Raw genomic sequence first — 12194 nt, forward strand, 5'->3', positions numbered from 1 at the left:
CGGACGATTTCAGGGGGGTGTTCATGATCGACCGGCGTCCCCTCACCGCGTCAGTGGCACGCCGGGCGGCCCTTGGCGGGCTGCCCTGTCGACAGCCACCGGCGCGACCGCCTTCCCGCCGCCCCGCTGGGTCGCCACCGCGACCAGCCGGCCGGCCAGGGGGGCCTCGGCCGCGGCGAGACGGACCTCGAAACGGGCGGTGAGCGTCTCGCCGGATGCCAGCGCGACCGCCCCCGCCGGGTCGAGCGGGCGCGCGGTGCGGCCCTCGGGGACCTTCAAGGAGAGCGTCACCTCGCGTGCCGGCGCGAATCCGTTGCGGTGGGCGAGGGTGAGCGTCACGGTGACCGGGCGGTCTCCCCCCGCCGCGCCTCGGTCGGCCACCGCCGTCAGCGTGGACTGGTACGGGCTGCCGGCGAGGACGTCGCGCACCCGGCGGGCCAGGGCGTACGGCGATCCGTGGGGCTCACTCGGATACGCCTCGTGGGCGTGCGCCCAGTCGTCCTCCAGGGCGAACCAGTCGATCGTGTCGGGGTCCTTTCCGCAGGACAGGGCGTCGAAGTACGTCTGCCACCGGGTGCGGTACAGGCCCCCGACCAGTCCGGCCCACTCCCGGTTGGCGTAGTCGTGCAGGCCCTCGGCGCTGCTCGCCCGGCCGCCCCAGGTGGTGAGGATCGACCGGGCGTCGTACTCCAGGCGGTTCTTTTCGGTGCGGTCCGCGCCCCAGGCCCGCGCCTGGGCCAGCCAGCGGCCCAGCAGATGCGGGCGGGACGTCGACAGCAGCGCCTCCAGCAGGTCCATCCAGGACAGCCAGGTGCGGGTCAGCGTGCCGAACAGGTCCTTGTCGCCCGCGTCGTGCGCCGCCTTGATCTGCGGGAGCAGAAGACGGCTGCGGTTGGACAGGACCTGGCGGGCGACGTCCACGACGTCGTACCGGTACGCCGGGCTTCCCCTCAACTCCTCCCTGACGTCGAGGAGTTCAGTCAGCGCGCGGTCGAAGACCGTGGTGTCGTAGCGGGTGGTCGCCGGGCTCCAGGAGGCGGCCTTGGCCGCGGTCAGGCTCGGGCGGGCACCGAAGAGGCCGTCCGGGGCCTCGCTCCAGGAGTCCGTGCGCCGCATGCCGTAGGCCGTGGCGCGGATCGTGCGCCAGGCGGCGGCCGCGTGCCGGTCCTCGCCGCCGTAGCGGGAGACGGCGTACGCCGCGAACCAGTCGTCCAGATCGATCGTGCCGGGCGTCCATGCCAGGTCGGCGAGGAGGGCGAGGGCGGGCGCGTTGTTGTCCGAGGCCTCGGGCATCGCCGCGATCCCGGCCAGCGAACTTCCTTTCCTGTCACGCCACTTGGGGTACCACTCGACCCAGTCGGGGGCGTTGGCGCCGAGCGCGGTGTGGCCCCCGAAGTTCCAGATGCTGCCGTAGGCGTAGGGGGTGCCGCCCCAGTCGCTCTCCCGGTCGGTGACCGTCGGGTAGCGGTCGGAGAGCCCGTCGACGATCAGCATGCGCGTCTTGTCGACGGCGTCCAGCAGGGCCCGGGGCGGGTTGGCCTGCCAGCCGAGGATGGCCCAGACCGCGCCGGGGTGTGCCCGCCGCAGGGCCGCCTCGACTGCCCTGGCGGCCTCGCCCACCGGTACGTCGCCGGGGGTGCCGCCCTCGTGCAGCAGGTCCATCTTGTACATCGTGCTGTCGCCGAAGCGGTCCGACTGGGCTCGGTAGAAGGCGGCCGCCACCTCCCCGAAGGCCCTGGTGCGCGGGTCGAGCCAGTCGGGCCGTTCGAAGCCGACCCAGGTCCCTTGTGCCACCACCGTCGCGTCCCCTCCGTACCGGGCGGGGAAGCCGCCTGGGACCGTGCCGAAATAGCCGGGCAGAACGGGTGTCATGCCCAGCTCCCGCACCCGGTCCACGATCCGCCGCGCCAGGTCCGCCCGCCGCTCGATGAGCCGCTGCGAGACGGGGCCGCCGAAGCCCGACATGTTCTGCAGCAGCCACCACGGCTGGTGGGCCGGGGCCGGGATCCACGACCGCAACTCGGCGTCCGTGTAGGCGAACTGCCGGAACGTGTCGCGGTACACGGCGTCCGCGCCCATGTGGACGAGGACGCGGTTGACCCCGTGCACGGCGAGGACGTCCAGCTCGCGCTGCCATGTGTCCCAGTCGCGGTAGGGGCCGGTGTAGCCCTCGTCGGTGTCGTTGAGGACGAACCGGTGGGGCACGTTCGCCGTCCCGGTGAGTTCATCGTCGGGAGCGGGCAGCCGGCGGGGCAGCGCGAGTTGGTCGCCGGTCCAGGAGATCGAGGCATGTGCGGTGCGCCGCAGGTAGGTGTGGACGCCGGTGAGGAGGACGGCGGGGCTGGTGCCCTCGACGGTGATCCGGCCGGTGCGACCCGTGACCCGGAAGCGGTCCGTGCCGTCCGCCGCGAGCGCCCGCAGCGTGAACTGGTCGTGGTGCCGGGGCAGCAGCCGCCGCAGCGCGGCCATGGCGGGTGCCGGGTCGCCGTCGGCCGCGTACGCCTCCCATGAGCGGGCCGCCAGGGCGATGCCGCCGAGGACGAGCGCGCCCGCGAGGACGCCTCGGCGGGTGGCGCCTGCGGCTGCGCGTCTGTCGCTTTCCATGAACGTCCCTCCGGAGTACGTCACTTGGCCCCTGCCGACGTGCGCAGGGCCGGGCGATCCGCGGCTGGTGTCTCCTGCGGCGGGGGCTCGGCATCGCGCCGCGGTGTCACGGGCGCACGGTCGACCGCCTCGTCCCCGGCGTCATCGCCGCCCCCGCGGTGGCGCAGGGGCAGCGTCGGCGGGCAGCGAGGTGGCGTCGGGAGTGCCGGTGCCGCGCAGCGCCCGCAGGGCCTTGGCGGCGCCCTTCGCCCCGAGGTTCACGAACGCGGGCGCGGTGCCGAGCGGGGTGGCGTAGCCGGGGAGGGTCTTGGGGCCGTGGATCACCGTGCCGTGGTCGACGTCGTACCAGACACCGGGCGGGAGATGGACGGTGCGGGCGGCGCGGTCGGTGAGCTGCGGGGCGGCGAGGACGGCCGGGCCGAGCATCCACTCGTCGGTGACGGTGTAGGCCACCGTGTCCCGCGGGAAGTCGAAGAACAGCGGGCGCATGATCGGATCGCCGGTCCTCAGGGTCTGCCGGACCTGGTCCCAGATGTAGGGGGCGAGCCGTTCGTGCCGGGCGATCGCCTTGCGGTAGAGGTCGATGGTCTGCCGGTCGTAGGTGACCTTCTTGCCGGTCGTCACGTCGATGGTGTCCACGGGTGAGGTGGAGGAGTACATCAGTGGCTGCAGGGCGGCGGACTGGGCCCAGCGCACCAGTACCCGCTTGCCGGGCGCGGGCTGGCTGCTGGAGCCGCCGATCATGTCGGTGGTCACGAAGGGGTAGCCGATCGTGGAGAGGGCGAGGTTCTGGGTGACGGAGGCACGCAGGGAGTCCCAGCCGGTGCCCTTGTCCACCTGCCGGGTGACGAATCCGGCGCGGTGGGCGGTGGTGTCCCAGTGGACCCGGATGCCGACGCCCTGGAGGTCGAAACGGTCGGCGAGTTCGGCGCCGAGCCGCTGGTAGTCGGTGGGCTGATGTCCCTCGTGCGGTGCGCATCTGTCGTCGAAGAAGCGGGTGTCGAACTTCAGGCCGTCGATGCCGTAGGTGCTCATCAGCTTCTCGAGCCGTCCGACGTACCAGGCCTTGGCCTCGGGGTTGGCGAGGTCGACGATGCCCGCGGTGCCGTTCCACCAGGTGACCGTGCACGGCTTCGTCGTGTCGCCCGCGTCCTTGAGCAGATAGCCGTGGTCGGCGGCGTACTGGTACTGGTCGGAGTCGAGGTTGATCCAGAGGGTGACCCAGAGGCCGAAGTCGAAGCCCAGCCGGTGGATCCTGTCGGACATGGCCTTGGGGTCCGGGTAGGCCTTCGCGTCGAAGGTCATGTTCCCGTAGTCGGACTCCCACTTGTCGTCGAGCTGGAGCGTGTGGCCGCTGAGGCCGTTGTCGTGCAGGTCCTGTGCGTAGTCCAGGAGCCGGGCCTGGTCGACGTGGGTGTAGAACTGCGCCCAGGAGTTCCACACCGGCTCGGCGAACTGCTCGTACGTCGCGTCGCTCTTGGCGGGTCTGCCGACGATGCCGACGTAGTCGCGGTAGACCTCCAGCGGGGTGGACTCCACGAAGACGGTCGCCTTGTAGGGATCGGCGGATTCGATGTCGAAGCGGCCGAGGCCGTCCTTCCCGCCGTTGATCGACACGTCCATGACGTGCCCGGTGTCCACCCGCAGCCCGGTCGCGCCGGAGGTGAACCAGAACGGATCGATCATGTCGTACGAGGACGGGCCGAAAGAGGGGTGGACGACCTCACCGCTGTCGAGCGGCCACGGCTGGTCGGTGCCGGGCCCGCCCTGCGGGGTCTCGGCCTCACCGTGGCCGTACCAGTGGCCGGCGGACTTCAGGTCGTAGGCGAGGCTCAGCCGGTCGGGGACGGCGCCCTTGACCTTCCAGTCCAGTGAGTAGCGGTCCGCGGACGGTATGAGGCGGGCTTCCACGGTGGCGCCTTCCGCGGTCGTGTCCGCGGTGAGGGTCAGCGTGCCGCCGCTCCAGGCCCAGCCGGTGACCTCGGTCGCGTGCTGCCAGTCGCCGTGGAGGCGGAAGCGCAGGGCGCCACTGCCGTCGGCCGCGGTGGCCAGTACGGATCTGCCGGCACGTCTGGTGGACAGGGCCAGTCGGGCGGTCCCCACATCGAGAACGTAGCCGGGGGCGTCGCCGCTCGGTGGGACGGTGAGCGCGAGTCCGTCGGCGGTGGGGCTCAGCGTCGGCCCGGCGGCGGCCGGGTTCTCCACGGCCGCCTGGGCCCGGGTGGGCAGGGCCGCGGGCAGGGCCAGCGCGAGGGAGGAGAAGGCGAGGAGCAGTCTGAGTCTGCGGAGCCGTCCGAGCACGGCGCATCTCCTTCGACGAAGGGTGTCTGAGAGCTGCGATACAGGGTCCGTACCAGTTCAATGCAAGAACGTGCTTGATTCGGCAGATTATTGAGCAGGAAACGTCACTTGTCTATGACGGCTTCCGCATCGGGGTGTGGCGTGCGGGTTCACGACCGGGCGGTGGCCCGAGGGGCGTCGCACCCCTCGGGCCACCGCCCGAAACCGCTTTCGCCTCAGTTCAGTTGGCGCCGTACTGCGGCGCACCGTACGTGCTCTGCTGCGGCGCACCGTACGTCGCCTGCTGCGGTGCTTCGTAGGGAGCCTGCTGCGGTGCACCGTACGGGCTCTGCCGCGGAGCGCAGTTCGGCTGGTCGTACTGGTAACCACCCCATGTGGCGACCGCGTTGGCCTGGGAGTTGGCCACCGCGGTGCCTCCGCCCACGGCCACGGCGTTGGCCTGCGAGTTGGCCACCGCGGTGAGCTGCGGAGGGGCGTCGTAGCCGCCGGCGTAGCTGACGCCGACGCCGAGGGCGGACAGCCCCGCGACTGCTGCGACGACGACGGCGGCGCGCTGGAACCTGCGCATGGTTCGACCCTTTCTCATTGGGTGTGAAGCCCTGATCAACTGCCTATCGGGAGCATATATGGGCGATTTGTGGCATTTTGGGATCAAGGCCTTTCCATGCGCTCCGTGTCGGTTCACTTCTTTCTGATCATCGGATAGTTGGGGCGGCCGGGGCGACGTACGGGGCGGTGTTCCGGGAAACGGTTCACACGAGTTCGGGCTGCGGTTCCGGTTGCCGCACCGATGCGGCCTTCGGTTCCCAGCTCCCGGTGGTCCGTACGTAGCCGTAGATCACCGAGGTCATCGCCAAAATGAGCAGCGGCCCGAAGAGCCATGGATGTTCGGCCATCTTCAGCGGCAGATAGCGATATGACACCAGGAGTGCGGCGAAGACCGTTGCGCCGTGGGCGACGAGCCGGATTCCCGACCGGTCCCAGCCCTGTGCGGCCGTGCGCAGCGCCGCCTCGACCGTCAGCGCGAACACCACACCGGCGACGAGATCCGCACCGTAGTGATAGCCGAATCCCAGCGTTGCACCGAGCGTGGCGACCAGCCAGAAAGTGCCCGCATATCGCAGAATCCGTGGACCCTTTCGGGAATGGACGAAAATCGTGGTGGCCCACGCCGTGTGCAGGCTGGGCATGCAGTTCCGTGGCGTGATCTCGTCGAATGACAGCGGGTGCGGCGGGCCGACCGGCGGCGGAGTGTCCGGCCACAGGTTCGCCGCCGCCCAGTGTCCGCCCTCGGCGCTGTAGGCGAAGACCGGTCCGACCACCGGGAAGATCATGTAGATCGCCGGCCCGAGGAGGCCGATGACCAGGAAGGTGCGCACCAGATGGTGGCGCGGGAAGCGGCGCTCGACCGCCACGTTGCGCAGCTGGTACAGCGCGACGACGACCGCGGCCACCGCGAGCTGGACGTAGACGTAGTCGAGGACATGGGCGCCGACCGGACCGCTGGCCCTGACGAGCCGGCCCACCAGCCACGACGGGTTGCCCAACGCGTGATCGGCGGTCGCCACGTACTGGTCGAGCACCGCCGGGCGGGTCTTCGACGTGATGAGCAGCCAGGCGTCGCCGGTCTTGCGTCCGGCCACCAGCAGCAGGGCCAGCCCGACGCCCTTCAGCAGCAGGGCGCGTTCTGCGCCCGTGCGGCGGGTGACAGCGATGACCGCACAGCCCAGGATCACCCACAACGCACCGTTGCCGAAGGGATGGCCTTCGGTCACGTTGATGCCGGCCGCCCACCGTACGAGCACGAAGACGATGTCGATGCCGATCGCCGTGCCGGCCGCGATGAAGCGCTGCCGCCAGGTGAACACCACCATCACCAACGCCAGACTGGCGTACAGCAGGAATCCCGATTTGGGCGGGAACAGCAGCTCTCGCGCCTGGTTCGTGATCGGCCCCGGCAGGCCGTAACGACGCGCGGCGATCTCCAGCGCGACGAGGAACCCGAGGGCCACCACGCCCACCGCGGCCCACAACATCGCCCGCGGTTGACGCCACGCGGCGAGCTGGTTTGTGGAGTTTATTCGCGAAGACACTCGCGATGGCTTGGGTATCAATTGTTTGGCCGTTGTTAGTCGTATTGAATTGGTCACTCGTCGCGCCGGACGGCAGGGAGTTGGATCATGTTAGCGGAACGGCGCAAGTGGATTTCGCAGACCGGATGACCGACACCGATGACATATACCCAGGTGGGGTATGACAGACGGCCAGCTCCCCCTCTCCGCTCAGGTCCGGCGATGTGCTGTTCCGGCTGTAAGGAGTCCCCCTCTCGGGGACGCGTTCCAGTCGAACGACTTGTTTTACCCTGACAGTGCGGTTCTCGATCCGTTGCGGGGAACGGGGGCCAGGGGAGCCGACGAAGGCCGGGTGGAGGGAAACGGCCATGCGCGTGACCCAGCCCGCTGCCGCGCCACTGCCGACGCGCCGCAGCTGCCCTTTCGACCCGCCGCGCGAGTACGAGCACCTGCGTGAGCGGGAGCCGATCAGCAGGCTGGCCTTCCCGGACGGGAAGACCGGCTGGTTGCTCACCCGGCACGAGGACGTCCGCGCCGTACTCGCGGACGACCGGTTCAGCTCGGACCGCCTGCGCGCCTCCCTGCCCCTGCGGCAGCCGACGATCCGCCCGGAGGACGTCAAGGCCCGCGCGGGGATGCTGATCTCCCTGGACCCTCCGGAACACACTCGCTACAGACGGTTGCTCACCCGTTACTTCACCGTGCGGCGGATGCGCGCTCTGACGCCGAGGATCGAGCAGATCGTCGATGATCACCTGGTCGCGATGGAGCGCAGCGGGCCGCCGACCGACCTGGTGCGGGCGTTCGCGCTGCCGATACCGTCGCTGGTCATCTGCGAGCTGCTCGGAGTGCCGTACGCCGACCGCGGCATGTTCCAGGGGTGGATGTCCACGCTGCTGCGGATCGACGTCACGGACGAGGACGCTTTCGCGGCGCGTGACGCGCTGAAGGACTACATGCTCGACCTGGTGACCACCAAGCGTGCGCACCCTGACGACGCCCTGCTCAGCCGGCTGATCGCGGGCGAGGGCGCGGCCCAGGGTCTCCCCGACACGGCGCTGAGCGACCAGGAGCTGGCGGGGATCGGGCGGCTGCTTCTGGTCGCGGGTCACGAGACCACGGCGAACATGCTGGCACTCGGCACCTACGCCCTGCTGCGCCACCCCGGACAGCTGAAACTGCTGCGCGAGCGTCCCGCCTCGGTCGACCGGGCGATCGAGGAGCTGCTGCGCTACCTGACCATCGTGCAGTTCGGCACGGTCAGGGTGGCCCGCGAGGACGTGGAGATCGCGGGCAGGACCGTACGCGCCGGGGAGACCGTCGTCGCCTCCCTGTCCGCGGCCAACCGTGACCCCGAGCGCTTCGCGCACCCCGCACGGCTCGACGTCGCCCGGGAACTCAACCAGCACGTCGCCTTCGGACACGGCGTTCACCAGTGCCTCGGCCAGCAGCTGGCCCGTACCGAGATGCGAGTCGCCTTCCCCGCGCTGTTCGCCCGCTTCCCCACGCTGCGGCTGGCCGTGGACCCGGAGCGCGTGCCGATGCGCGACGACATGTTCCTCTACGGCGTCCACGAACTCCCGCTGACCTGGGACAGGTGATCAGGCCATGAGGATCCGGATCGACCACGATCGCTGCCGCGGGGCCGGGCAGTGCGCGCTGAACGCGCCCGAGCTGTTCGACCAGTCCGACGACGACGGCACCGTCGTCCTGCTCGACGATCGGCCCCCACCCGAACTGCACGACTCCGCCCGGATCGCGGCGGAACTGTGTCCGAACGCGGTGATCCGTCTCGTCGAGGACTCGTGAGCGCGACTACGAATGCAGGAACCCGTCCCCGTGCGCGCTGATGTGTGCTTCCAGGGCGGTGAGGGCGTCCTGGGTCGCCTGTGCCGTGCCCGATCCGCGCTTCTCGGCGTAGTAGGCCGCGCCGAGCTTCCTCAGCAGCTCGCCGCCCGCCCGATGGGCCTGCACCTCTTCCACTTTGCCCTTGCCCTGCTGCAGCGCCTGCTGCGCCTGCTCCTTGGCCCTGTCGAGAAATCCGGCCATGTCTGCCTCCACCTCGGTGTGCGGTCATCTCGCCGGGTCCGACGGGACCCGATGCGCGACAGGACCATCCATGCCCCGCACCGCGGTCGCTTAAGGCGGAGATCGCGGATTCGTGGCCCGAACCCGAGACGACAGCCGTCGTACGGGCGACCGATCACATGCCTTCCCGTCCGAAGCGCGCCGCGCCCGCACCGCGCCGACGCAGCCGACGCGCCTCCTGGAACAGGCGGTCCGTGCAGTCGGCCAGCACGCCGCCCAGGAACATGTCCGGGGAGTAGAAGGACCGTGCGCAGGCGGCGGCCTCCCGAGCGGAGAGCGCCATCTGGTGGATCCCGGTGCGGCGGATCTCCTCGATCGAGCTTCCCCACACGACCCGCCTCAGGTCCGCCCAGGCCATCGCGCTCACACACATCGGGCAGGGCTCGCCCGTGGTGTAGAGGGTGGTGCCCGCCCAGCCGTGGTTGCCGTGCCGGCGGACGTAGTCGTTCATCGCGGCCACCTCGCCGTGCAGGACCGGACTGTCCTCGGTGGCGTTGACCCCGCTCGCCAGGATCTCGCCCGTACGGACCGCGACGATCACCGCGCCGAACGGGAAGGCGGGATTGCGCCGGGCCTGCTCGACGGCCAGCCGCATGAACCGTTCATGGACGGCTCCGGCACCCGCGTCCTCGTGGGCGGGGCTCGCCCGGGGCGCGTCATGAGGCCGGGTGCCCGGTGCCACGGCCTGAGTCACCATCGCCCCCCAGCCGCCGACGAACTGGCGTCTGCCGAATTCCACGCGCTCTCCTTCGCCCGAGGCCGACGGCGCCGAGCGCGTCGACCGGCACGTCGACGGCGAGGCCCAAGATCCGCCCTGGCGACCACGCCCAGCGTCATTGTGCTCGCCGGCCGACGGACCATGCTCACGGACCGCGCCAAAGACGGGCGTGGCCGGTGACGGCACTCACCGGGGCGTTCACCACGGAACGACCGGCCCGGCGCCACCGCCGGGTCGAACCGGCGCCGAAGTGGAGCGAGTTCCGGACAGAGGGGGAGACGACGGCAGTAGGGCGGTGGCGGCCGGGATAGGAACGATCCCGTACGCGATATCGGGAGGGAGGCCGATGGAACTGGGGGCGTTGGGGATCTGGAGCTTGGCGTTCACCCACGGGGACCCGGGCGAGGCCGCGGACGCCGCCGCGGAGGCCGAGGAACTCGGGTACGGGACCGTGTGGCTCGGCGGCGATCCCGGTGGCAATCCGCGGGGCGATCTGGTCAGCGCGGCACGGGTGCTGAGGGCGACGCGGCATGTCACGGTGGCCACCGCCTGCGTCTCCATCTGGGGCCAGTCCGCCGAGTGTCTGGCCGGTGCCTACCACGCGCTGCCCGCGAGTGAGCGCGGGCGGCTGGTCGTCGGTCTGGGCGTCAGTCATGGCGAAATAGTCGACACATACCGGCGGCCCTACAGCGCGATGGCCGGCTACCTGGACGGACTGGACTCCGCCCCCGCGGCGCTGCCGGCCCGTGCGCGACTGGTCGGGGCGCACGGGCCCCGGATGAGCCGCCTGGCGGCCGACCGGACCCTGGGCATCCATCCCTACCTGGTCGACAGCGAGCACGTGGCCCGGACCAGGGAGCTGCTGGGGCCAGGGCCACTGCTCGCCCTGGAACAGACCGTCATCCTGCGCCCCGACCCGGCGGCGGCACGCGCACAGGCACGCGAGACACTCGCCACGTACCTGCCCCTGGCCAACTACCGGTCCGCGTGGCTGCGGTCCGGGTTCACCGAGGACGACCTCGGCGACGGAGGCAGCGACCGTCTCGTCGACTCCCTCTTCCTCTGGGGCGGACCCGAGGTCGTCGCCGCAGGACTCGCCGAACGGCGCGCGGCCGGCGCCGACCACATCGCCGTCCAGATCGCCACCGCCTCACGCACCACGTTCACCCGCGACGACTGGCGTGAACTCGCAGCCGCGCTCATCGTCTAGGGTCTGGGAGCGGTCGGTATGTGTCAGACCACCGCGTCGACGAACATGAAGGCGGCCACGGCCAGCAGGGCCAGGGCGAAGCCCTGTTGCAGGGTCTTCGCCGTCGCCTTGGACGCGAGGCGCCTGCCGTCCCACGCTCCGAGGACCGCGGCGCCGGCGAAGGGGCCGACGACGGCCCAGTCGAGCCGGTCCACCGTGCCGCCGCGCAGTCCGAGCGCCGCCAGCGAGTTGACGGTGATGACCAGCAGGCTGGTGCCGACGGCCTCGCGCATGCGAAGTCCGAGTACGCCGACGAGAGACGGCACGGCGAGGAAGCCGCCACCGACCCCGAGGACTCCCGTCACGGTGCCGAGTCCGGCGCCTGCCGCCGCCGCGTGCCCGGGCCTGACCCTCCGGGTGGCTTCACGCTCGCTCCTGGGCCGCAGCATGCGGACCGCCGCGACGGCCGCGACCACGGCGAAGGCCGCCTGCAGGGCCCCGGCGGGGAGATGGGCGGCGAGCGCGGAGCCCGCCATCGCCGGGACGATGCCGCCCGCGGCGAAGAGCAGCCCCGGACCCCAACGGACATGTCCGTCACGGGCGTGCGCGGCCAGGGCGGTTCCCGAGGTGAGGGCCACGATCACCAGGGCGGCGGTGGTCGCCGCGACGGGGGTGAAGCCGAGCAGGTAGATGAGGGCGGGTACGGCCAGGACACTGCCACCGCCGCCGAGCGCCCCGAGGGCCAGCCCGATCACCGCGCCGGCCGCGAGGGCCAGGATCAGGGCGCTCACGCGACCGTACCGCGCAGGCCCTGCGCGTCCACCACGGGCAGCCCGGCCCGCGCCCACTCGTGCATGCCGCCGATCACGTCCACGGCCTCGCTGGCGTGGTCCGTCAGCAGCGCGGCGGCCTGCCGGGACCTGTTGCCCGAGCGGCAGATGACGACCAGGCGCCGCCCCTGGACCCCGGGCGGCAGCGGCACGCCTTCGAGCAGTGCGGTGAGGGGATGGTGTACGGCGTCGGGTGCGTGACCGGCGCTCCATTCGTCGCGTTCGCGGACGTCCAGCAGAACGGGCGCGGCGACGTGGCCGCCGGCTGCGCCCCCGGGTCCGTACCCGAGGCGTTCGGCCGCTTGCTCTACGGTGATCCGGGCTATGCCGGAAGGGGATGTCTTCATGGGCGGTCCTCGCCTTGTGCTGCGGTGACGGGTTGATCCGGCCTG

At 71.2% G+C, this 12194-nt stretch carries 11 protein-coding genes; 3 read left to right on the plus strand and 8 right to left on the minus strand.

What is annotated here, in order from left to right; translation table 11 throughout:
- Nucleotides 1-42 precede the first annotated feature (42 nt).
- From AQI95_RS42445 to AQI95_RS42460, 4 genes are all read right to left on the minus strand, one after another.
- Nucleotides 43-2604 carry an alpha-N-acetylglucosaminidase gene (locus AQI95_RS42445; protein WP_079071960.1) on the minus strand — a complete coding sequence of 854 codons (2562 nt, stop codon included), beginning with the start codon at nt 2602-2604 and terminating at the stop codon, nt 43-45.
- Nucleotides 2605-2745: 141 nt separating this feature from the next.
- Entirely contained in the window at nt 2746-4905 is a 2160-nt protein-coding gene (locus AQI95_RS42450; RefSeq protein ID WP_244189082.1) for a glycoside hydrolase family 31 protein, read from the minus strand.
- A gap of 220 nt (nt 4906-5125) precedes the next feature.
- Complete coding sequence (locus AQI95_RS48585) at nt 5126-5473, minus strand: hypothetical protein (protein ID WP_067136636.1); 348 nt, start codon at nt 5471-5473, stop codon at nt 5126-5128.
- A gap of 184 nt (nt 5474-5657) precedes the next feature.
- Nucleotides 5658-6941: a phosphatase PAP2 family protein gene (locus AQI95_RS42460; RefSeq protein ID WP_067136637.1), complete on the minus strand. Its 1284-nt coding sequence runs from the start codon at nt 6939-6941 to the stop codon at nt 5658-5660.
- Between the two features lie 404 nt (nt 6942-7345).
- Between AQI95_RS42460 and AQI95_RS42465 the strand changes: the two genes are divergently transcribed.
- Both AQI95_RS42465 and AQI95_RS42470 read left to right on the plus strand, forming a co-directional pair.
- On the plus strand, nt 7346-8578 hold the full coding sequence (locus tag AQI95_RS42465; protein ID WP_067136638.1) for a cytochrome P450: 1233 nt from the start codon (nt 7346-7348) through the stop codon (nt 8576-8578).
- A 7-nt stretch (nt 8579-8585) separates the two neighbouring features.
- Nucleotides 8586-8786 carry a ferredoxin gene (locus AQI95_RS42470; RefSeq protein WP_067136639.1) on the plus strand — a complete coding sequence of 67 codons (201 nt, stop codon included), beginning with the start codon at nt 8586-8588 and terminating at the stop codon, nt 8784-8786.
- Between the two features lie 6 nt (nt 8787-8792).
- Here AQI95_RS42470 and AQI95_RS42475 read toward each other — a convergent pair whose 3' ends face one another.
- Both AQI95_RS42475 and AQI95_RS42480 read right to left on the minus strand, forming a co-directional pair.
- Nucleotides 8793-9026 (minus strand): hypothetical protein, encoded by a 234-nt coding sequence (locus AQI95_RS42475; protein ID WP_067136641.1) that lies wholly within the window; start codon nt 9024-9026, stop codon nt 8793-8795.
- A gap of 154 nt (nt 9027-9180) precedes the next feature.
- Nucleotides 9181-9804 carry a nucleoside deaminase gene (locus tag AQI95_RS42480; RefSeq protein ID WP_244189083.1) on the minus strand — a complete coding sequence of 208 codons (624 nt, stop codon included), beginning with the start codon at nt 9802-9804 and terminating at the stop codon, nt 9181-9183.
- Nucleotides 9805-10129: 325 nt separating this feature from the next.
- Here AQI95_RS42480 and AQI95_RS42485 point away from each other — a divergent pair, with 325 nt between their 5' ends.
- Entirely contained in the window at nt 10130-10993 is an 864-nt protein-coding gene (locus AQI95_RS42485; protein ID WP_067136643.1) for a TIGR03620 family F420-dependent LLM class oxidoreductase, read from the plus strand.
- Between the two features lie 23 nt (nt 10994-11016).
- On the opposite strand, the gene AQI95_RS42490 is transcribed toward AQI95_RS42485, so the two are convergent.
- Both AQI95_RS42490 and AQI95_RS42495 read right to left on the minus strand, forming a co-directional pair.
- Complete coding sequence (locus AQI95_RS42490) at nt 11017-11763, minus strand: sulfite exporter TauE/SafE family protein (RefSeq protein ID WP_067136645.1); 747 nt, start codon at nt 11761-11763, stop codon at nt 11017-11019.
- The gene (locus AQI95_RS42495; RefSeq protein WP_067136647.1) at nt 11760-12149 is read right to left on the minus strand and encodes a rhodanese-like domain-containing protein; all 390 of its coding nucleotides are present in this window, start codon (nt 12147-12149) and stop codon (nt 11760-11762) included. Before AQI95_RS42495 ends, AQI95_RS42490 begins: the two co-directional genes overlap by 4 nt.
- Nucleotides 12150-12194: the final 45 nt, after the last annotated feature.

The sequence above is a fragment of the Streptomyces yokosukanensis genome (assembly GCF_001514035.1).
GTDB lineage: Bacteria > Actinomycetota > Actinomycetes > Streptomycetales > Streptomycetaceae > Streptomyces > Streptomyces yokosukanensis.